Raw genomic sequence first — 20,570 nt, 5'->3', positions numbered from 1 at the left:
AGGAGGGTCAATCATGTTGGATCTTGTGAAAAAAATAAGAGATTTCAAGATGTCGAGACGATCATTCATCGGCTGGTCTTCAGCTGTTGCAGCAACAGCGGCAATCCCAGTCAGCCGCGGGTTGGTCGAGAAGGCAGAAGCGAAGATGGGTGAAACAAAAGAAGGGGAAGTTTGGAAGACGGCAGCTTGCTGGCATAACTGCGGAAGCCGATGCCTGAACAAAGTCCTCATCAAGGATGGCGTCGTCATCCGCCAAAAAACGGACGACACGCATGAAGACAGCCCTGATTTTCCGCAGCAGCGCGGCTGTTTGCGCGGCCGTTCCCAGCGGAAACAGGTATTCAGCGCAGACCGCTTGAAATACCCGATGAAACGTAAAAACTGGTCACCTGGCGGAGGCAAAAAAGAACTGCGCGGAAACGACCAGTGGGTGCGGATCTCCTGGGATGAGGCACTTGGCCACGTAGCTTCAGAGGCGAAGCGCATCGCCGGCAAATACGGAAATGAATCCATCCTTGTTACCGGCGGCGACTCAAATGTGCGCAACGCACTGGCCTCGGTCGGCGGCTTCAGTTCCTGCTACGGCAGCTCTTCATGGGGCGCCTGGCGCTGGATTTGGGAGCAGATGGGAATCGGCGAAGGACTGATTGTCAACGGAATTAATGACCGCATGGATTTAAGGAACTCACAGCTGATTGTCCTTTGGGGGGCAAATCCGGCCTGGAGCACGATGGGCAGCACAACCTACAACTTCCTGCAGGCGAAAAAAGCCGGGGCAAGGTTCATTTCCATCGATCCGATGTATTCTGAATCAGCCCGGGTATTCGATGCAGACTGGGTACCGGTGCGGCCGGGAACGGATGACGCACTCGCTTTCGGCATCATGTACACCTTGCTTGATGAAGACAATCCAGCTTCGAATCCGCTGGTCAAATGGGATTTCCTTGATAAGTACACAATTGGCTTTGATAAAGAGCATATGCCGAAAGGCGCTGATCCAAAGGATAACTTGAAAGACTATATTCTCGGGACGTATGACGGCCAGCCGAAATCGCCTGAATGGGCTTCTGACCTTTGCGGCATCGAGCCGAATCAAATCCGGGAACTGGCCCGGGAAATTGGCGGCACGGATCGGGTTGCCCTCCTGACCGGATGGGCGCCAGCGCGTATTTCAAACGGTGAAGGCTGGGTCCAGGCATTTTCTGCACTCGGCATGATGACCGGCCAAATGGGTGGATCCGGCAAAATGACAGGCGTCAGCTGCTGGGAGTATGCCGGCAACATGGGGCCGCATCTTCTTCAGGGCGGCGGTTCAGGATCTCCGTCTGCTGAAAATCCGATTGACAATATGATCAATGAAAATGAAATATGGGACGCTGTTTTAGATGGCAAGTTCCTGCAGCGGTATGAAGGCGAGCGCAAGGCGAACATCCAGTTCATCTACCATAACTACAATAATACGCTGCAAACCCGAAGCAACATCGCCAAAGGAATTGAAGCGCACCGAAAAGTCGAATTTGTCGTCGCCAATTCTTACGTGTTAACAACAAATGCGAAATATGCCGACATCGTCCTTCCGGTTGCGACCCAGTGGGAAACCGAAGGAGCGGTAAAGGGCGGAAACCGCGAAATCCTGATTACATGGTCCAAGATCATAGAACCGCTATATGAATCAAAAACAGACCAGCAAATCGGCGAAGCACTAGTTGAGAAGCTCGGCAAGAACAAAAAGGAATTCTTCCCGCTTTCAGAAAGGCAGCAATATTTCAATCAGCTGGCCGGCAGCATGGTCGTGAAGGATAACGGTGTCGATTATGAACCGTTATGTACCATCACAGCAAAGGACATCAAAGAATTTGGCGGCGTTGAAGGCAAACCGCAGCAAGGCCGCATCCCATTAAAAGAATTCATTGAACAGGGCATTTACCAGGTGCCGAGAAAGCCAGGCGACAACTTCAGCTTCATCGCCTACAAGGATTTCATCGATGACCCGAAAAATAACCCGGTCTCAAGCGAAAGCGGCAAGTTTGAAATCTACTGTAAGGCTGTCAACGAGTTATCGAAAAAAGCATATTCCGAGATCAAGCCGATTCCTGTATACGAACCGAAAGTGCATGGCTATGAGTCCACATTTGATAACTGGAAAACGAAGAAAAAGGGTCAATACCCTTACCAAATCATCAATCCGCACTACTTAAGAAGGTCGCACAGCACGTTCGACAATGTCCCGCAACTGCGCGAAGCATGGCCGAACCCGGTCTACCTCAGCCGCAAAGATGCCGATGAACTTGGCATCAAAGACGGAGACACGGTGCTGATGTCCAATGAATTCGGAAAATCACTTCGGCCGGCAAAAGTGACGGAAACGATGATCCCTGGTGTCATCGGCCTTCCGCATGGCGCGTGGATCGACATTGATGAAGAAACAGGTATTGACCGGGCCGGGGCCGACAACCTGTTTGTCCCGCACATTCCAAAAGGATTAGGTTCCTCAGGGTTCAACCTGGCCCGGTGCAACCTGGAAAAATGGACCGGTAAACCACTGGAAGAAGATATGAAGTGGCCGCAGCGCGTCATCAAATTTTGATCAAAGGAGGGCATAACTCATGGCACAAATGGGATTTTATATCAACGTGGCAGAATGCATCGGCTGTAAAACGTGTACGGTTGCATGTAAAGACAAAAATGACCTTGAAGTAGGCAGAAACTTCAGGCGCGTCTATGACTTTGAAGAAGGCACCTTCCCGAAACCGGCCCTTTGGCATATATCGATTTCCTGCAACCATTGCGACAACCCGGCCTGTGTGGAAGGCTGTCCGACCGGCGCCATGTTCAAGCGGGACGAAGACGGCGTTGTCGTTGTCGATCAGGACCAGTGTGCAGGCTGCAAATACTGTGAATGGAACTGCCCGTACGGCGCACCGCAATACAATGAAGAACTAGGGAAAATGTCCAAGTGCGATACCTGCCTTGACTTGAGGGAAAACGGCGAAGAGCCGGTATGCGTTTCTTCCTGCATCATGCGGGCAATCGAATTCGGCCCGATTGACGAACTTCGCAAAAAATATGGCGAAAACGCTGATATCAAAGGCCTGCCGAGCTCATCCATCACTAAGCCGAACCTAGTCATCGGCGGAAAACAATAAAAGGAGGGGATCATCATGCATGAATGGCCGTTGTTAATTTTCACAGTCGCCCTACCGGCTGCTGTCGGCGGCATCCTGTTTCTCTGGTTTGCACACGGAAGCTTGAAAAAAACCACAACTGATGTAAGCCGTCTTATGAAATGGCCGCTCGTTATTACAGCGCTTGTCGCGATCGTCGGGTTAATCGGATCCTTCTTCCACCTCGGCAGCCCAATGAGTGCCATTAACACCGTCAAAGGGTTTGGGCGCTCGTGGATGAGTAACGAAATAGTCTTCACCGGCCTATTCCTGGCACTCATCTGCATCACTGCCGGACTGGCACTTGTGTATAAAAAAGTGAAGCCGGTTCTCATGATCGTCACGGGTTTAGTCGGATTGATTGCAATCTATTCAATGGCAACAACATATGCGGTTACCCGGATTAATGGGTGGGACCATCTGAATACGTACATTGTTTTCTTCGGTACCGCCTTCGCCCTTGGTCCGGTTCTTGGCGCAAGCCTGCTAGTTCCAGGCATGGAGAAGGAAAAACGGAAAGATATCATAAAACGCGCATTCATGATCAGCATCTTCGGGATTGCCATCCAGGTGATCGGAGCGGCAATGTTCTCCGCCTATACTTCTGAAATCCAATTGATTACAGGCGGAACCGCGGCAGAAAAACTCGCTCCTTACTCAGGAATGGCCGGCATCCGCTGGGTTGTTGAATTGCTTGGGCTCGGTGTTCTGGGCTATATGGCGCTCGGAACGAAACAAAAACTGAGTTATGCGTTTGTCTATGCGGCACTGCTCGTCTTCGTCATCGCTGAAGGCATGAGCCGATATCTGTTTTATGTGATCGGATCTTGATTAAGGAAGAAAAGAACAAGTAAGTGGAGGAGGCAGGTCCACCCTGCCTCTTTGCAACATTGAGGAGAGGTGAAGGATATGGGACTCCTTGGCAGCTGGCTGGAAAGCCTTGACTATGACTATAACGTTCTGGATAGCTGTGTCCGGAAGAAAAGCCGGAAAGCGACCTGCACCAGCTGTATCGAAAGCTGTCCGGACGATGCGATCGAGCTGAAAAACGGAGAACCGGTCATCAATTCGGACAAATGCACGGCATGCGGATGCTGCATGGTGGCCTGCCCCGTCCAGGCAATCGAAGGCATCTTCCCGAAAAAAGCGATCGCCGGAAACCAATTGGCTGCTGAAAACGAAAAGCCATTAACCGTTACCGAGCTGCTCATTATCCATGCCAGAGGGGTCACCACCATCCTTTCACAAGAAAAAGAAATAGACCTCGAGTGGAACGATAATATCCAGGAAGCGAATGCCATCCTTGCCCAATTGGGAAAACCGCCTTTTCTCGTAACGGACTCGGTGTTAACAGCCGAAGAAGAGACAGCCTACACCAGAAGGGAACTCTTTTCGCTATGGGGAAAAGAAAGCAAATCCACCGTGGCAAACATCACCCCGGCAAAATGGCGCTTCAACCATTCCAGCCTGGAACTTGCCAAATACTATCCGGACCACCAGTTTTTTGATGTGTCCGTTGATGAAGAAAAATGCACGCTCTGCAAAATCTGTTCCTCACTATGCCCGAAAGGCTGCTTCAGTTTGGAGGAGACGGAATTCGCAATATCAAGCCAGGCCTGTTCGAATTGTGGGCTTTGTGTGGATACGTGTCCTGAAGGTGCTGTTATGATTGAAGCGCGGATTGCGGAAGCATCGAAGGAAACCCATCAGGCAATCCGGAAAACGTGTCCGGATTGCAAACAGTCGTATCTGACGTTTAATGAGGGAGATGGGAAGTGTCGGGTTTGTGCGAATCGGAGGGGAGATTTTTTGCGGAGTAAGGTGTGAGATGAGACCAGTCCCGGTTAATTCCTGCAGTGAGGTCGACTAGTAGTAGAGATGCTTAACGGGTGTAAAGGCAATTTACATAGTTTAGCGGTGACTCCGCAGAACTCTACTTCATTATATTTTTTTACGTTCATCTGCATTCTTAAAAGAGAAAGTAAAGAGAAAGATTTGTCTAAAAGTGCTGGTGATAAAAAATTTAAGAGTCCTAAGCATGGGTTGGAAGTGCTTTGTTCATTCTAGTACTGAGGTGAGTTTATTGGAATCCGTACTGGGATTTACGTTGTTTGCATTTATTTTCATCGCCATGCCTTTATATTATGCTGTGTCCATACTGAGAAATTCTTCCCCTGAAACAGTGCCTGTGCCAATCGATAACCAGAGATTTAAATGTGAAAGCCCTATAGAGATAAGGTTATATACAGGCTTAATATTTAGAGGGTACTATGTAAAAACTCAAGTTCCATGTGGGAAATATCGAATTGACATTGCGTTGCCACAATATAACCTTGCCATAGAATGTGATGGAAAGGCTTATCATTCCACTCCGGAACAAAAGGTGCATGACAGAAGGAAGAATCTATACTTAAAAAAACATGGATGGACAGTCCTGCGATTCAGCGGTTCGCAAATCAATGGCAGGATGCCTAACGTGATTGCTGCAATTGAGAAAAAGATTGATGAGAGGATGTAAAAAAGCTGCTCTATTGTCACCGGCTTGGTGATTATTGAGCAGCTTTTTATGCTTTGTTTTGTTGATGGAATACGATAAGCGTTCAGTTAATATTACGCAGAACCATCGCCCTGCTGCGAATATTTTTTCAGTTTGTTTACTAGCGATGCCTGGCTGATGCCTAGTGCTTTGGCTGTTTTTCTTGTTGTTTTATACATTTTCATTTTTTCATGGATGATTTCTTTCTCGACTTCTTGCAGTACTTTTTTTAATGATATATTTTTGGCTGCGTCTGAATCATGCGAAATGAATGGCAAGTCGCTCCAGCTGAGTTCATCGTATTCTGATGTTACGACAAGCCTTTCGATGATGTTTTCCATCTCACGGACGTTGCCGGGCCAGCGGTATCGTTCAAGCAGTTCGATTACGCCTGGTTGAAAGTGTTTGTTTGTGCTGTATTTCTGATTGGCGCGGTTAAGAAACATATGTGCAAGTGGAGCGATATCTTCTATTCGATCGCGTAAAGGGGGGATTTGGATGGGCACGATGTTAAGCCGGTAGAAAAGGTCATTGCGGAATTTTCCTTCCTGTACGAGTTTTTCCAGGTTTTTGTTTGTAGCGGAAACGACCCGTACATCGACTTTTATGTTCTTCCTGCCGCCTACCCGCCTTATTTCCAGCTCCTGAAGAACCCGGAGTAATTTGACTTGTAAATCAAGCGGCATATCGCCAATTTCATCGAGGAATATTGTTCCGCCGTTTGCTTCTTCGAATAACCCTGGTTTGCCGCGGTCATCCGCACCGGTAAAGGCTCCTTTTTCGTAACCAAACAGTTCGGATTCCAGTAAGTGATGGGGGATAGCGGCACAATTCACTTTTACGAGCGGTTTAGTGGACCGGTGGCTTTGGCGGTGGAGCAGTTTCACGATCACTTCTTTTCCGACACCGGATTCCCCTAACAGGAGGACAGCGGAATCAACTTTGGCAATTTTCGTTACCAGTTGAATGATTTTGGTCATTTTTGTGCTTTTGGCAACGATGTTATCGGTCAAAGCCAGGCTGTTTCCGTGGGGAAGGGCTTCGTGTGTTGATGGTCCGGTTTTTTTCCGTTTTAATGCAATGGATAGCAGCAAATCGATTTTTACATTATTGAGCTCTGTTATGTCACGGACGTTAAGGACAACATGTGTTATTTTTCCGCTGGAATCCAAAACAGGGCTGCCTGTTACGAGGACCTCGGTTCCGCGGATGCTGATCACTTCTGTAACGGCTCGCTTTTTTTCTAGCACGCGTAGTGTGACTGAATTTGAAATGATCCCTTCTTTGACGGCATTCCGAACGTTATCCCCGACAAATTCCTCTTTGCTGAACCCGGTTATGCGTTCAGCTGCTTCGTTCATGGCGACTCCATTCCCATTGGCATCAAGGACACAAATTCCATCGAAGCTCCTTTGGAAGGCTTCATAATATAGCTGCTCCATCCTGCACCCCTACCTTCTTTTTAATTAGAAAGGCAACTGATCAATTTATTGATCAAGATTGTTTTCTTTAATGATAAACAATTTTGACTTTTTTGTAAATTTACACAGTGCTTATGTTGGAAACACAAAAAACCGCCCCCCATAATGGAAGAGCGGCTTATTGCTTATTTGTCTTTTGAATCAACGATGATCCAGCTCGTCAATGGCTGTACGCAATTCTTCCGGCACCATGACCGATTTCTTTGTATGCTTATCAATCAAAATCATGGTGGTCCAGCCGGATGAAATCAGTTCCTTATCATTTGATCGCTGGATTGCGTATTCGAGTGTGAAAGATTTCGATCCGATGCGGGCAGTTCGGACACCGATTGAAAGTTCTTGCCTGGCAAGAGCTTGCCGGTGGTAACGGCAATACGCATCACCTACCATAACTGACAGGTCGCTTTCATATAGGTTGACCTCTTCTAAATAGTCGACTCTCCCCTGTTCAAAATAAGGAAAATAGCTCGTGTTGTTTACATGTCCAAAGTGGTCTGTTTCACATACTCTCACCTTAACCGTTGAGAAAAAATGAAACATATTCAGCCATTCTTCAAGTGGTGGTTTTATATAGTCTGGTAAACTCATGCGTCTCTCTCCCGGGTCAAGTGCTCCAGAAACCAGTCTTTTGCAGCGTTGACTGCAAGGCTGAAGGTTTCGCCGTCATAAACATCAAAGTGGCCGCCCGGGAGTTCAACCAGTTTTTTCGGATCTTTCACTCGTGTCTCAAATGCTTGAATCGCAGCATCCGGCGGGGTAATGCCATCACCTGCAGCGACAATCATCATAAGGGGGGTGGGGGAAATAAGGTCCATCTGGGCTGCCGGGTAGTATTCAAGGTAATGTTCCATGGAGTCCAGCGTAATCCGGTTTTCCCAATTTGGTCCAACATCTTCAGCCATCGCCGTAAACCAGGGATACGCTTCCGGATGTGTTTGGGCACAAACATCACCGGTTCCGCTCACCACCTTTATATATTCGGCAGGCGCACCGTTATATTTAGCGTTCCGGTAATCAATCAGCTTTCGAATAAAGGATTGCATATTCTCTTTTCCCATCTTCTTTTCAGCACCTATCCATCCCCGGATTGTCGGCACTTGTGATACCGCCGCTTTCACACGTTTATCGACAGCGGCAACGTGCAATACATGGCCGCCGCTATATGACGTTCCCCAGATGCCGATACGTTCCCGGTCAATTTCAGGACGATTGGAAAGCCAGGATATCGCATTGCGATAATCTTTAATTTGTTCATTCGGATCCATATGCTGCCTCGGTTCCCCTTCACTATCTCCAAAATTGCGATAGTCAAATAAAAGGACAGCCAGGCCTGCTTTCGCAAAAACCTCTGCATACTTCGGTAAATACGCTTCCTTCACAAGGCTGAAACCATGCGCCATAACAATTGCAGGATATGTTTCTGTCCGGTCCATGCCGTCTGGGACAAAATAGTAGCCGCTTAATTGAACATCATCACTGTTGAACAAAACTTCCTCAACCTTCATTTGAAATCCCTCCCTGTGAAAACATCATTTGATTTCCCAACGGTTTGCCACGTCTTCCGCAAAGTCAAGGTAGGGACGGATCGGCAGAATTTCATCAATCACCACATAGTTTGATAAAGGCAAACCTGCCATGAAAATGCGGTCGATTTCATCGTGGGAAGCCGCATCAAGAATGAGAAGCACCTGGCGTGACCCTGACACTTTATAGGCGTGTACAATTTTCTTTTGCTCGATGGCTTGTCTGGCGACCTGTGCTTCTTTTTCCCAGATATCCCACAGTTGCTCCAATGTAAGATCTTTTTGCTGAACACTTACTTTAATGAAAAATAACATGCCATTACCCCTTTCGGACTTATGAGTTGTCGTCTTACCTACTATGCAAAACCCGTGCCATATCAGGGGAGGCGCAAAAACAAGCTTATGCCTATCACTTGCTGGTTTTCACGCAACGTTTGCAAAACTGCTGATCAAAAAACTGATCAGTGATTCAATACCTTATCAGTAAAAAGCGGATACGGAAGCGGGAATGCTTAACAGCACTGATATCTTAAGTTGGCACTATTCTTGCAGTGGATATAGGAGAAACCAGCTCAACAGAAATGGGGGTTATCAATTGGACAAAGAAGAAATCGTGCGGAAAATCGCCGGGCAAACGGTACTTCCGATTATTTCAGCGCCCATGTTCTTAGTTTCAGGGCCTGATCTCGTGACGGCATGTTGTAAAAGCGGTGTAATCTGTGCCTTTCCAGCACCGAATGCCCGTACCATCGAACAATTGGAACAATGGATGAAGACGATAACAGAAGAACTTGAAGCGGCGAAAGTACGCCATCAGAACGAACCGGTCGCGCCGTGGGCAGCCAACATCATCGCCCATCGTTCCTATGACCGGCTTGAACAAGAGCTTGATTTGATAAAAAAATACCAGCCGCCGATTGTCATTACGGCGCTTGGAAGCCCGGTGCGAATCATTGATGCTGTGCATGATTACGGCGGTCTGGTATTTGCGGATGTCAATTCCATTCACTTTGCCAAAAAAGCGGCTGAAACCGGAGTGGACGGCCTCATCCTTGTGAGTGCGGGGGCAGGCGGCCATACCGGAACGATTACCGGGTTCGCATTTGTCGATGCAGTTCGCCAGTTTTGGGATGGCGTCATCGTCCTTGCCGGCGGAATTTCGAGCGGGAAAGGCATTTTGGCTGCTCAATCGCTTGGTGCCGATCTCGTTTATATGGGAACAACTTTTATCTCAGCAGAGGAAAGTTTGGCGAATAGCCAATACAAGCAAATGCTTGTTGAGTCAGAATTTGACGATATCATTTCCACCAATGCGTTTACAGGCGTCCATGCAAACATGCTGAAACCGAGTATTCAGAGAGCGGGGCTTGATGTAGATAACTTAAAGCCTAAATCAACAATCGATTTCAGTAATCCGCAGGGTGATAAGAAAGCCTGGAAAGATATTTGGTCAGCAGGCCACGGCGTCGGCCAGGTTAAAGACGTCCAGCCAGCCGGCCAGATCATCGAGAGATTACGGGGAGAGTACCGGGACGCCTATGCGGACCTGGTTCGAAGGGTGGATGCGCCCACAGAGATTAAGAGCTGACAGTCACGTGAAGAGGACTATGGCGAAGGGGAGATTGTGATGAACAAGACGGATTATAATCCGTATTTTACGGATATGCTTTATGCGCCGATTGATAAAGAAATTGCGGAAGAAAAGTTAGCGGTAATTGAAGGACAAGTACCTTCGGATTTCAGTGGGGCGTATGTAAGGAACGGGCCGAATCCGAAATATGAGCCGATTGGAAGGCATCATTGGTTTGACGGCGATGGCATGCTGCATGCCGTTTACATTCATGAAGGGAATGTCAGCTACCGGAATCGTTATATCCGAACAAAAGGATTCCAGCAAGAACATGCCGAACAACAGCCGCTTTGGGCTGGGTTAATGGAAGATGTCTCAAAAAACCCGGATTTCGAACCATTGAAAAACACATCCAACACAGATGTTGTCTTTCATAATAATAATCTGCTCAGCTTGTGGTATATCTCGGGTGAGCCGTACCGGATCGATGCGAAAACACTTGAAACGATCGGTGTTGAGGATTTTGGCGGCCAGCTCAAACATCATGTGTCCGCCCACTCAAAAGTGGATGAAAAGACAGGTGAGTTCATCTTTTTCGATTATGGGAACACGTTTCCTTACATGTTCTATGGTGTCGTATCAGCCGATGGAAAATCAGTCCATAGCGTGCCGGTCGAACTGCCGGGCCCGCGCTTGCCGCATGATATGTGGATAACGGACAACTATTCCATCTTGATGGATTTACCGTTATTCAATGACCCTGAAGCCTTGAAAAAAAGGCGCTACAAAGTGAAATTTTTTGAAGAGATGCCAAGCCGCTTCGGTGTCATTCCCCGCTACGGAAAAACAGAAGATGTCCGCTGGTTTGAAGCGGACCCTTGCTACATTTACCACACGATCAATGCATGGGAAGAAGGGGATGAAATCGTCCTGATTGGCTGCCGTGTCAGGGAGCCTGAGCCGCCTGAAATAGAAGGGGGAAGCAGAATCGAACGAATGATGCAATTTTTGCGGCTCGATTCCCGGTTATATTCGTGGCGGTTAAATATGAAAACAGGTGCAGTGAAGGAAGGGATGCTATGTGATATGAACACAGAGTTCCCGGTCATCAACTCCACCTATTTAGGGGAAAAAGCGAGGTACTCTTATAACGTCCATATCGATGCGTCTTTCACGATGAAATTCAATGGCCTCGTGAAATATGATACGTGGACGGGAGCATCCAAGAAATTCATGTTCGCCCCTCATCAATATGGGAATGAAGCAGCCTTCGCCCCGAGACATAACGCGCAATCCGAAGATGACGGTTATGTGGTGACGTATGTGTATAACGAGCAAACAGACCAATCGGAATTGATCATTCTTGATGCCCGACAGTTTGAACTGGGCCCTGTCGCACGGATTGCCATTCCCCAGCGCGTTCCGATGGGATTCCATGCCACGTGGATTCATGGCGATCATCTTTATGCTGAATAATAGCGGGCCAAAAAACAACTGGTAAAGAAGGTCTGGCATTTTAAAGGAATCGTCCCGAACATTAAATCGAATGGAAAGGGTGGAAAAAATGATTCTTGCAAATGAAAAGAAGATTGCGGAGTATACGGCAAAAGGCTGGTGGACAACGGAAACGATTTACGATGTTTTCCGAAAACAAGTGGAGACCCGTCCGGATGTGGAGGCAATCCTTGATCCGCTGAATCGTGACAGTCTGTGCGGAACGAGGCCAAAACGGTTAACGTTCCGCGAGTTAAATGATGAAGTAGAGCGGACTGCGGCTCTTCTTTTGAAAAACGGTGTAAAAAAAGATGATGTTATCGTTGTTCAGCTCCCAAATGTCGTTGAAATTGTAATCGCTTACCTGGCGATCTTGCGAATTGGCGCGATTGCCAGTCCTTTTCCGGTTCAATACCGAGAGCATGAATACAAACAGCTGATTCCGTTTACAGAAGCCAAAGCCGTTATGACGATGACACAGATTGGCAATTACCAGGCAACCCAGAGCTTTGTGGATGCTTTTCACGAATTGCCGACGGTTCAAACCATTTTCACCTGGGGAAGCGACCCTGTTATGTCTCAGGAGGTCATTTCCTTAGACCATGCCGGAATCACGGATAGAGACGAGGACAACCTGAAGGAGTATACGGCTTCTCTAAACGAAACGGCGAATGATATTTTTACCATCTGCTGGACATCAGGAACCGAAGGGAAGCCAAAAGGGGTGCCGAGAAGCCATAATGAATGGTTCATTTCCGCCTATGCATCCGTTGATGTCGCGGAATTCACAGAAGAGGACATTTTGCTGAATACGTTTCCGATGGTGAACATGGCTGGGATCGGCGGCATGTTTGTCCCATGGCTGCTCGCCGGCAGCAAACTGGTCATGCACCATCCTTTCGACCTCCCTGTCTTTTTACAACAGATTGTCCAGGAAAAGGCCACGTATACACTGGCCCCGCCTGCTTTATTGAATATGATGCTGCACAATGATGCAGTTCTTGAGAAAGTGGATATTTCCTCCCTCCGCGCGATCGGCTCTGGCTCCGCCCCTCTTTCGCCATGGATGGTGAAAGGCTGGAAGGAGAAATACAATATCGACATTATCAATTACTTCGGTTCGAATGAAGGGGCCACTTTTATAAGCGGACCGAAAGATATTCCCGATCCGGTCCGGAGAGCGCAATATTTCCCCCGGTTCGGCGTCAAAGGACTGGACTGGTCAACAAGGGTTGCCGAACGGATTGAGAGTAAGCTTGTAGATATCGAAACAGGAGAGGAAATCAAGGAAACGAACCATCCGGGTGAGCTGCGAATAAAAGGAGCCGGTGTGTTGCCGGGATATTGGAAACGGGAAGACATCAATGAAAAGGTATTTGATGAAGAAGGTTTTTTCCGTACTGGCGATTTGTTCGAGATTGCAGGAGAGGAAGAAAATCCGAAGTACTATCGTGCGGTTGGCCGGATGAAAGATATCATCATTCGCGGCGGGCAAAATATTTCGCCTGAAGAAGTGGAAGCATTGCTGGTAAGCCATCCGAAAGTTGCCGAAGTGTCGATTGTCGGTTATCCGGATGGAACGATGGGGGAAAAAGCATGCGCTTGTGTGGTGATGAAAGACAAGGAAGATCCGCTTTCCCTTGAGGAAATGATTGACTTTTTTAAAGAAAATAAGGTTGCAGCTTATAAGATTCCGGAACGTATCCAAATCATCGACGCCCTCCCGCGGAATCCTGTAGGGAAAATCTTAAAAATGAAACTGCGCGAACAGCTGCATGAACAAGATGAATCCTTAAAGGCTTAAGTGCTAGGGAAGGAGATGCGATTGATGGATGCTTATATCTACGATGCGGTCCGAACGCCGAGGGGCGCTGCCAAAAAGACCGGCTCGCTCGCTGCAGTGGAACCCATTTCACTCGTAACCCAACTTTTGGCCGCACTTGAAAAACGGAACCAGCTTGAAAAACAATCAGTGGAAGATATCGTGTTAGGCTGTGTAACACAAGTGAAAGAACAGGGGGCAAACATCGCGAAAATCGCTTCCCTCATGGCGGAATGGCCGGAATCAACCGCTGGTATCACGGTCAATCGATTTTGTACATCTGCACTTGATGCCGTAAGCATGGCGGCGATGAAAGTCCACTCCGGTTCAGAAGATATTGTGGTGGGAGGAGGAGTCGAATCCCTTACCCGTGTCAGGATGTTTTCCGATGAAGGTGCCTGGTACGCGGACCCTGAAGTGAGGAAAAAGACAAATTTCGTCCAGATGGGTGTATCGGCAGATCTGATAGCGACTCTCGAAGGATTTGAACGCACTCAGCTTGATGAGTATGGCGCCATGTCCCATGAGCGGGCGACCTTTGCCAGAAATCATCAATACTTTTCCCGTTCCCTTGTGCCTGTCTATCATGCCGGGAATCAATTGGCACTGGATCATGATGAGCTCATTCGCGACCATGCCACAACCGATTCGTTAGCAAAACTAGAACCGTCCTTCAAAGCTTTCGGTGCAGGAGAAGCGGAAGAAGCGATTTTTACAGCGTTCCCGGAATTGAAGGAAATCAACTACCTCCATCATCCTGGCAACTCTCCATCGTTAGCGGATGGGGCCTCGCTTGTACTGGTGGGAAACAAACATGCCGAGTCGGCATTAGGGTTGCGGCCCAGAGCCAGAATTGCCGCTGTGACAACCGCATCAACAAATCCGCTATTATTGACCGGCGGGCAAGCGGCAACGGAAAAGATTTTGGCAAAGACAGGGTTTTCCGTAAACGATATCGATTTGTTCGAGTACAATGAATCGTTCGCTGCCACCGTATTAAAATATATGAGAGATTTAGAGATTGACCCAGATAAGATCAATGTAAATGGCGGAGTGATTGCAATGGGGCATGCGATGGGCGCAACGGGCAGCATCCTCACCACAATCTTGCTGGAGGAATTGGAAAGAAGAGATTTATTTAGAGGTCTTGTCGCTGTTAGTGGAGGAGGGGGTGTTGGAACAGCGATGATTATTGAAAGAGTAAGCTGAATATGTGCTTCGCCAAATCTAGTAAGTATTTCAGTTAAGCTGAAAAAACAAGTTCGTTCCATTGCGCTGCAGACACTCGCTTTCCACGGGGAGGAAGCTGAGCCTCCTCGGCTTCGCCTGCGGGGTCTCAGCCTTTCCTCTATTTCCCGTAGGAGTCGAGTGTCCTCCGCTCCATTCCACTGGTTTTTAAAAATAGTATGCAACATTAAAAGATTTGTTGAAGAGTAATTAAAGACCCGAACGGTCAGGTGAAAGATTCATTGAAATCTTTCCTAATCGTTTGGGTTTATCATTAGCTGAAATACTTATGTCTCAGTCTCTTTTAACATGTTAAATGCCGACTACAAAGCAAACTGTCGTTGTTGTGCTGCCCCCTAAGTTCAAGGTTGCAACATTCTTTGCGCCTTCAACCTGATACCCGCCGGCTTTACCGGTCACTTGCTTATATGCATCAAGCATCATCCGCACACCTGTTGCTCCGACTGGATGCCCTGAGCCGATTAATCCCCCGCTCGGGTTGATGGGGATGCTGCCGTTGAATTCTATTTCACCCGACTCAATTGCTTTCCAGGCCTCCCCGGGCTCGGTAATGCCAAAATGATCGATTGCCATATATTCTGTAATGGAAAAACAATCGTGCGTTTCAATCACATCAACTTCATTTACTCCGGTCATGCCTGCCCGCCGGAACATGTCTTCAATGGACTCGCGTACATGCGGGAAAACGTACCGTTCATTTGCACTCTGCTTCACTTTTTCTTCAAGCAGCATTGGCGCTGTCTTATGTCCCCACCCTTTTATCCATGGAATGCTTTCAAATGGAACACCTTGCCTCTTCGCATAACGCAGGGCATACCTTTTTGAAGCTAAAAAGACCACAGCTCCCCCATCCGTCATCTGGCCGCAATCCTGGCGGCGGATGCGCCCTTCAATGACATGATTATGTTCATCATCTTTTCTCATTAAATTGCCATTTTCTCGTTTGGGCATTGGGGTTTTTCTTTGCATTGTCAAAATTGATCTCTGCAATGCGGGCCAGATGTTCATACTTGATCCCATACCGTTCATCATAGACGTCAATTACCCGATCAAACAAATATGGCCACGGGTAAGTTGCATCAAGAGCTTCACGTCCTGTCCAGCATGCAACGCCGAGAAAATCTGCCGCTTGATCCCCCGGAACATTCCGCAATTGTTCAACTCCTGCAACACAGGCCAAATCATATCTTCCAGCTTCAATATCTGCCATTGCCGATAGAATGGCAATGCTGCCGGAAGCGCAAGCAGCCTCATGGCGGCTTGCAGGCACACCTGAAAAAGCAGGGTGAATCGAAGCGAATAAGCCGCCAAGCTGCCCCTGCCTGCTCCCGAGTTCACCGACAAAATTGCCGATATGCGCAACTTCCACATCACCGGGGTCAATCTTCACTGCATCAAGGCCGCCTAGAACAGCTGATTTTAATATATCGAAAATCTCTTTGCCGTCGCGCGCCCAATTACGTGCAAAATCGGTTTGATGACCGCCGAGTACATATACATTAGAGTTACCCATTCTTGATCTCCTCCTACATTATTCTCTTCTGCCCCTGTCGAGTGAGGGGGGCGGTTCATAATGATCAAGTTGATACTACTCGCTCTACAAGAAAACCCTTAACAAGAAGTCTTTAATTGTTCGAAGTAAAGTCTTGCTCTTAATAATGCCAAGCAAGTTTTATACCAATGGGGAAAACTTTGGATTTTGTAATATAGGCGCCGATTACTTTTATGCATTTTGAGTAGAAAATTAATCACTGATCAAAATTTTGATCAGAGTGATGGAGGGGACAGGTTCACCCACCCCCATCCCCCTTTCTTTTTCTACAAAATTTTCAAGCATACAATATATGGTACAATTTAATCAGGATAATTTTACCTGAAAAGCAGGAGGGGAGATTGTGCTTTATTATCTTGATGATGCGGATAAGAAGAATTTGCGGATGGTGAAGAGGACGAATCTTGACCAGATGGGATGGCTTGAACAGGATTTGGAAGAGTTGCTTTCGAATAATATCGAGCGGTTACTGGATGAGCAAAGCCTGATGCCGATTTTCAGGCAGCGGAGAATGCAGGAAGAACCGGATATTATGGCATTGGATAAGGAAGGGACTCTGTATATTTTCGAGCTGAAACGATGGAAATCCAGTTCGGAAAACCTTCTTCAAGTATTACGGTATGGACAAATTTTTGGTTCATCCACCTATGAAAAGTTGGAAGAGTTATTTAAAATATTCAATCCGTCAGCAGGTGAACTGTTGGATGAACACGAGAGATATTTTAATTTACAGATCGGTAAAGTTCTTAAAAAAGAACAATTCAATCGGAAGCAGCATTTCCTTGTCGTTACTGACGGAACCGATCGCAAGACGAGAGAGGCGATCAATTATTGGAAAACAACCGGCCTGAATATTGATTCAATTGTCTACCGGGTCTACCACACTGATTCCGGCGAGAAACTGCTTGAGCTGAATACATACTCCCCTGAACAGGATGTCATTGAAACGGAGCAGTCGAGTTATGTGCTTAATACCAATTTCTCAAACAATCAGGCTTCACATCACGACATGCTGGACAAAGGAAAAGCGGCCGCTTACTATGCCCCATGGAAATACAAGATTAACAGAATTCAAAAAGGTGACAGGGTTTTTCTTTATCAAAGTGGAAAAGGCATAGTGGCTGTTGGGACTGGCACAGGCGTCATCAATAAGGAGACATATAAGGGTGAGTCCGAAGAAGAATATAACACACCTTTATGGGATTTTAAGAGATTGAAGAAGCCTGTAACTGCTGCGGAAATGAAAGAGATAACGGAATCTAATTATATGTTTGCTCAGACGATGTTTTCTATTGATGAGAAGAAGAGTGATTTGCTTTGGGGGTATATTCATAGGAATTGCATAGAAAGCTAGACCGTTTCATTGAAAACGGCAGGGAGGAGAGTCATGTGAGTAAATTAGATTCACGCGACCGGCTCTTAAAGCTAATCGAAATCATGCAAAAGTATTCGGATGAAGAGAATAAGCTGTCGATCGGAGATATAATAGAGGAATTTCCTCATGAGGCAGACATAAAACCGGCTACTTTAAAACAAGATTTGGCTGCATTGGCAAAGTCCGACTTGTTTAGGGTGCATGAATATTGGGAGAAAAATGGCGTTGAGAAGCTCTATTGGTATGACGGAATTGGGTTGAAATTGCATGAGCTCCGTCTTTTGCTAGATGCGATTGTTGCAGCCAGGTTCATTCCTCCTAAAGAAACCCACCGCTTAGTTGAACAGCTCAAACGATTTGCAGGGAACCATTTAGCGGAACAGATGGATAACCAGTTATTTTTGGCCGATGAGCCCGGTGCAGCCTTGAAAAATATCGGGGACTCCATCCATGTTTTGCATGAAGCAATTCAAAATCAAAACACCATCTCATTCCAGTACGGCAAGTATGGAACGGATAGGAAATTCCATTTAAATCGAAACGGCGATTTCTATCGCATGAATCCGTATGCGCTGACGTGGAGCCAGGACTTTTATTATTTGATAGCAATACCGGTTGATAAAGAAGAAAAAAGACATTTTCGAGTGGACAGAATGCGTAACATTTACCGGACGGATGACCGCTTCATAAAAAATCCGAATTTTAACATACCTGCTTATTTAAAGAAGTTGTTCCATATGTATTCGGGCGAAGAAATTGATATGGAAGTTGAGTTTGACAACCATTTGATTAATGTTGTGATCGACAGGTTTGGACCTGAAGCGGATATTCGGCCAATGGATAATGGTCATTTTAAATTGTTTACGAAGGCTATTTATGCTGATGGCCTGGTCCGCTGGCTATTAACATGGGGCGGGGATGCAAAGGTGTTGTATCCGCCTAAGTTAGTGAAGCGGATGGAAGAAGAGGCAGAAAAATTTTATCAAACCTATTATTGAACCCTTGCTTTTTTTAGCAAGGGTTGGTTTGTTTCTTGAGAATATAATGAACATATGAAGAAAAGAACAAATAAAGGAGTGATTTCATGACTGAAATGGAAAGATTCCTTGATATTTGTAACGACGTCATCCCGGAGAGAGTATCGGTCCTAACGAATTATGGAGAATGGAACGATCGAATTGTCATGAAAGGCCCGAATTTGAAGGTGTCCGTTGTCGGGAAAAATGATGATTCCGATCAGTTCATCAAAATATCGGATGAGCGGGGGTTATCATTCGAACTTCCTTGTGAGGGAGTGGAAATTGTAGAAGTACAAAACACTAACTGGGATTTTGAATCACATATTTACTTTTTTACTTTTGAAGGTTTCGCAAGGTTGAATATAATCGGTCGGAAGCATGTAGTGCTGCAAAATGAATTGAAGCAATAGGTAAAGGAGGTGCCTGAAGGATGATGTTTATCTTAGTTTTTCTGCCCTTCTTCACTTTTTTCATGTATTCTACAAAGCCATCCAGAGACAATCCATCCATTGGTGAATCTAAAGTTGTTGATGGAGTTGAGTATTATAATATCGGGACATTGGATAATGAGGACAATTGGGTGAAGGTGGGACCTACTATTCCGCAGTTTTATGTGAATGTTTGTCAGGTTGATCATGGATATACCATCAAGGTAGAAAAGGAAATGAATCCTCATGCATACGATTATATAGAATGTTACGACCAACGTGAGGTAAATCTTTTTCAAAAATACCTTAAAGATGTTTACAGTAACCGGCTGCAATTTAGAAATGAAAATAATTAAAGGAGTGAAAAGCATTGAAGGAATTCCCATTGGAGTACCCATCTTTAGTATTAAAGGAAAAAATCAAAAGTGAGGGGGACGATCACTATCGATATGCTTTGAACATCCCTTTAAGCGATCAACCGAAAAACAAAGTTGTGGTTATCATGAAAAATCCGAGTGTGGCATCACATACAAATGGCGATCAAACAGCAAACAGGGTCATTAACTACTGTCATCGAAAAGGGTTCGATTATATTACCATTGTGAACCTTTTTGCTTATCGAACACCGGATGCTAAAACGCTAAAAACAAAAGCAGGGGAAATAGACATCATTGGCCCGGAAAATGATTCCCATATTCATAGAGCAATAGAGGATGCGGACACCGTTATATTGGCGTGGGGGAACTATCCAGCGGGGCTAAAGGCAAAGTACGACAATAGAGTTCGGAATATTTTGCAATTAATTGAAGGCAAAAACCTATTTTATATCGATAAGATTTCTAATAAAGGCATTTATCCGCTGCATGGAATGGTCTGGGGATATAAGATGGAAATGCTTCCATTCATCCCTGAAAAAATGGGGGTGTAAAAAATGGAATCTAATGTGGAGAGTAAGGCAGAAATTATACTTAAGTTAGGTGCAGAGGGAGGCAGTATAACGCTTTATGGCATTCCTCCTAACGATAGGGATGAAATTGGTGAATGGATATTTACACTTGACCTCAATGAAATATTTGCTGACCAGAATAAGGAATCTTATCAAGAAGAAGGGGCTGATAAAGACCTTGTGAATTTAAAGCCGACTATCGAAAGGCCTTCTGGGCCTTTAAAGGGTTGGGAGGGCGCTTTGGCAATATTGGAAGGGTATCCATGGAAAAGGTTGTTTCCTAGATATGTTCATGTTCTTTTTAGGGAGAGGTTTTTGGAGGAGGTTGGAGAGGGATTGTCTATAGGGAAAATGGCTAGGTGGAAACGGGTATGTGAAGGGAAAATAAAATAGTTGTGTGATTAAATAAAGA

General features: G+C 46.3%; 21 protein-coding genes. 15 read left to right on the top strand and 6 right to left on the bottom strand.

The features are described from left to right. The first annotated feature begins 13 nt into the window (after positions 1–13). The 5 genes from A4U59_RS12260 to A4U59_RS12240 all read left to right on the top strand — a co-directional run bounded on the left by A4U59_RS12260 (position 14) and on the right by A4U59_RS12240 (position 5,682). Complete coding sequence (locus tag A4U59_RS12260; protein WP_070120872.1) at positions 14–2,587, top strand: molybdopterin-dependent oxidoreductase; 2,574 nt, start codon at positions 14–16, stop codon at positions 2,585–2,587. A gap of 19 nt (positions 2,588–2,606) precedes the next feature. Next, the gene (locus tag A4U59_RS12255) at positions 2,607–3,146 is read left to right on the top strand and encodes a DMSO/selenate family reductase complex B subunit (RefSeq protein WP_070120871.1); all 540 of its coding nucleotides are present in this window, start codon (positions 2,607–2,609) and stop codon (positions 3,144–3,146) included. 15 nt (positions 3,147–3,161) lie between these two features. Next, a complete protein-coding gene (locus tag A4U59_RS12250; RefSeq protein ID WP_070120870.1) occupies positions 3,162–3,995 on the top strand; it encodes a dimethyl sulfoxide reductase anchor subunit family protein in 834 nt (277 codons plus the stop codon). Positions 3,996–4,073: 78 nt separating this feature from the next. Then, entirely contained in the window at positions 4,074–4,991 is a 918-nt protein-coding gene (locus A4U59_RS12245; RefSeq protein ID WP_070120869.1) for a 4Fe-4S binding protein, read from the top strand. Positions 4,992–5,175: 184 nt separating this feature from the next. After that, a complete protein-coding gene (locus A4U59_RS12240) occupies positions 5,176–5,682 on the top strand; it encodes an endonuclease domain-containing protein (protein ID WP_245680549.1) in 507 nt (168 codons plus the stop codon). 92 nt (positions 5,683–5,774) lie between these two features. On the opposite strand, the gene A4U59_RS12235 is transcribed toward A4U59_RS12240, so the two are convergent. From A4U59_RS12235 to A4U59_RS12220, 4 genes are all read right to left on the bottom strand, one after another. After that, positions 5,775–7,142 (bottom strand): sigma-54 interaction domain-containing protein, encoded by a 1,368-nt coding sequence (locus tag A4U59_RS12235; protein WP_070120867.1) that lies wholly within the window; start codon positions 7,140–7,142, stop codon positions 5,775–5,777. 180 nt (positions 7,143–7,322) lie between these two features. Beyond that, positions 7,323–7,769, bottom strand: a complete 447-nt coding sequence (locus A4U59_RS12230; protein ID WP_070120866.1) for an acyl-CoA thioesterase — start codon at positions 7,767–7,769, stop codon at positions 7,323–7,325. Next, positions 7,766–8,686 carry an alpha/beta hydrolase gene (locus A4U59_RS12225; protein ID WP_070120865.1) on the bottom strand — a complete coding sequence of 307 codons (921 nt, stop codon included), beginning with the start codon at positions 8,684–8,686 and terminating at the stop codon, positions 7,766–7,768. The genes A4U59_RS12230 and A4U59_RS12225 overlap by 4 nt, the downstream gene beginning before the upstream one ends. 24 nt (positions 8,687–8,710) lie before the next feature. Then, on the bottom strand, positions 8,711–9,019 hold the full coding sequence (locus A4U59_RS12220) for a muconolactone Delta-isomerase family protein (RefSeq protein WP_070120864.1): 309 nt from the start codon (positions 9,017–9,019) through the stop codon (positions 8,711–8,713). 280 nt (positions 9,020–9,299) lie between these two features. On the opposite strand from A4U59_RS12220, the gene A4U59_RS12215 reads away from it, so the two are divergent. The 4 genes from A4U59_RS12215 (at position 9,300) to A4U59_RS12200 (ending at position 14,799) form a co-directional block, all read left to right on the top strand. Then, positions 9,300–10,292: an NAD(P)H-dependent flavin oxidoreductase gene (locus A4U59_RS12215; RefSeq protein WP_070120863.1), complete on the top strand. Its 993-nt coding sequence runs from the start codon at positions 9,300–9,302 to the stop codon at positions 10,290–10,292. A gap of 39 nt (positions 10,293–10,331) precedes the next feature. Then, complete coding sequence (locus A4U59_RS12210) at positions 10,332–11,750, top strand: carotenoid oxygenase family protein (RefSeq protein WP_070120862.1); 1,419 nt, start codon at positions 10,332–10,334, stop codon at positions 11,748–11,750. Positions 11,751–11,838: 88 nt separating this feature from the next. After that, complete coding sequence (locus A4U59_RS12205) at positions 11,839–13,572, top strand: class I adenylate-forming enzyme family protein (protein WP_070120861.1); 1,734 nt, start codon at positions 11,839–11,841, stop codon at positions 13,570–13,572. A 24-nt stretch (positions 13,573–13,596) separates the two neighbouring features. Next, complete coding sequence (locus tag A4U59_RS12200; protein ID WP_211274933.1) at positions 13,597–14,799, top strand: acetyl-CoA C-acyltransferase; 1,203 nt, start codon at positions 13,597–13,599, stop codon at positions 14,797–14,799. A 330-nt stretch (positions 14,800–15,129) separates the two neighbouring features. Here the strand turns inward: A4U59_RS12200 and A4U59_RS22030 are convergent, their stop codons facing one another. Continuing rightward, positions 15,130–15,762, bottom strand: a complete 633-nt coding sequence (locus A4U59_RS22030) for a thiolase C-terminal domain-containing protein (protein ID WP_211274932.1) — start codon at positions 15,760–15,762, stop codon at positions 15,130–15,132. Then, entirely contained in the window at positions 15,749–16,351 is a 603-nt protein-coding gene (locus A4U59_RS22025) for a thiolase family protein (RefSeq protein ID WP_211274931.1), read from the bottom strand. Before A4U59_RS22025 ends, A4U59_RS22030 begins: the two co-directional genes overlap by 14 nt. A 382-nt stretch (positions 16,352–16,733) precedes the next feature. Here A4U59_RS22025 and A4U59_RS12190 point away from each other — a divergent pair, with 382 nt between their 5' ends. The 6 genes from A4U59_RS12190 to A4U59_RS12165 all read left to right on the top strand — a co-directional run bounded on the left by A4U59_RS12190 (position 16,734) and on the right by A4U59_RS12165 (position 20,551). Then, positions 16,734–17,744 carry an EVE domain-containing protein gene (locus tag A4U59_RS12190; protein ID WP_083270823.1) on the top strand — a complete coding sequence of 337 codons (1,011 nt, stop codon included), beginning with the start codon at positions 16,734–16,736 and terminating at the stop codon, positions 17,742–17,744. 35 nt (positions 17,745–17,779) lie between these two features. Continuing rightward, complete coding sequence (locus tag A4U59_RS12185) at positions 17,780–18,763, top strand: helix-turn-helix transcriptional regulator (protein ID WP_083270822.1); 984 nt, start codon at positions 17,780–17,782, stop codon at positions 18,761–18,763. Positions 18,764–18,849: 86 nt separating this feature from the next. After that, positions 18,850–19,194: a hypothetical protein gene (locus A4U59_RS12180; RefSeq protein ID WP_070120859.1), complete on the top strand. Its 345-nt coding sequence runs from the start codon at positions 18,850–18,852 to the stop codon at positions 19,192–19,194. 20 nt (positions 19,195–19,214) lie between these two features. Further along, positions 19,215–19,568 carry a thioredoxin domain-containing protein gene (locus A4U59_RS12175; protein ID WP_070120858.1) on the top strand — a complete coding sequence of 118 codons (354 nt, stop codon included), beginning with the start codon at positions 19,215–19,217 and terminating at the stop codon, positions 19,566–19,568. Between the two features lie 14 nt (positions 19,569–19,582). Then, on the top strand, positions 19,583–20,140 hold the full coding sequence (locus tag A4U59_RS12170) for a DUF1643 domain-containing protein (RefSeq protein ID WP_070120857.1): 558 nt from the start codon (positions 19,583–19,585) through the stop codon (positions 20,138–20,140). A 3-nt stretch (positions 20,141–20,143) separates the two neighbouring features. Continuing rightward, positions 20,144–20,551: a hypothetical protein gene (locus A4U59_RS12165; RefSeq protein WP_070120856.1), complete on the top strand. Its 408-nt coding sequence runs from the start codon at positions 20,144–20,146 to the stop codon at positions 20,549–20,551. Positions 20,552–20,570: the final 19 nt, after the last annotated feature.

Origin of the sequence: Bacillus marinisedimentorum (assembly GCF_001644195.2) — a bacterium.
In the GTDB taxonomy this organism is placed as follows: Bacteria; Bacillota; Bacilli; order Bacillales; family Bacillaceae_O; genus Bacillus_BL; species Bacillus_BL marinisedimentorum.
This window is presented reverse-complemented; position numbering and strand designations above follow the sequence as displayed.

Bases quoted from the DNA above. Each gene is read 5' to 3' on its own strand.
- A4U59_RS22030 (WP_211274932.1), bottom strand. From the start codon at position 15,762: ATGAGAAAAGATGATGAACATAATCATGTCATTGAAGGGCGCATCCGC.
- A4U59_RS12260 (WP_070120872.1), top strand. From the start codon at position 14: ATGTTGGATCTTGTGAAAAAAATAAGAGATTTCAAGATGTCGAGACGA.
- A4U59_RS12220 (WP_070120864.1), bottom strand. From the start codon at position 9,019: ATGTTATTTTTCATTAAAGTAAGTGTTCAGCAAAAAGATCTTACATTG.
- A4U59_RS12235 (WP_070120867.1), bottom strand. From the start codon at position 7,142: ATGGAGCAGCTATATTATGAAGCCTTCCAAAGGAGCTTCGATGGAATT.
- A4U59_RS12165 (WP_070120856.1), top strand. From the start codon at position 20,144: ATGGAATCTAATGTGGAGAGTAAGGCAGAAATTATACTTAAGTTAGGT.
- A4U59_RS12210 (WP_070120862.1), top strand. From the start codon at position 10,332: ATGAACAAGACGGATTATAATCCGTATTTTACGGATATGCTTTATGCG.
- A4U59_RS12225 (WP_070120865.1), bottom strand. From the start codon at position 8,686: ATGAAGGTTGAGGAAGTTTTGTTCAACAGTGATGATGTTCAATTAAGC.
- A4U59_RS22025 (WP_211274931.1), bottom strand. From the start codon at position 16,351: ATGGGTAACTCTAATGTATATGTACTCGGCGGTCATCAAACCGATTTT.
- A4U59_RS12250 (WP_070120870.1), top strand. From the start codon at position 3,162: ATGCATGAATGGCCGTTGTTAATTTTCACAGTCGCCCTACCGGCTGCT.
- A4U59_RS12255 (WP_070120871.1), top strand. From the start codon at position 2,607: ATGGCACAAATGGGATTTTATATCAACGTGGCAGAATGCATCGGCTGT.
- A4U59_RS12205 (WP_070120861.1), top strand. From the start codon at position 11,839: ATGATTCTTGCAAATGAAAAGAAGATTGCGGAGTATACGGCAAAAGGC.
- A4U59_RS12245 (WP_070120869.1), top strand. From the start codon at position 4,074: ATGGGACTCCTTGGCAGCTGGCTGGAAAGCCTTGACTATGACTATAAC.
- A4U59_RS12175 (WP_070120858.1), top strand. From the start codon at position 19,215: ATGATGTTTATCTTAGTTTTTCTGCCCTTCTTCACTTTTTTCATGTAT.
- A4U59_RS12200 (WP_211274933.1), top strand. From the start codon at position 13,597: ATGGATGCTTATATCTACGATGCGGTCCGAACGCCGAGGGGCGCTGCC.
- A4U59_RS12180 (WP_070120859.1), top strand. From the start codon at position 18,850: ATGACTGAAATGGAAAGATTCCTTGATATTTGTAACGACGTCATCCCG.
- A4U59_RS12230 (WP_070120866.1), bottom strand. From the start codon at position 7,769: ATGAGTTTACCAGACTATATAAAACCACCACTTGAAGAATGGCTGAAT.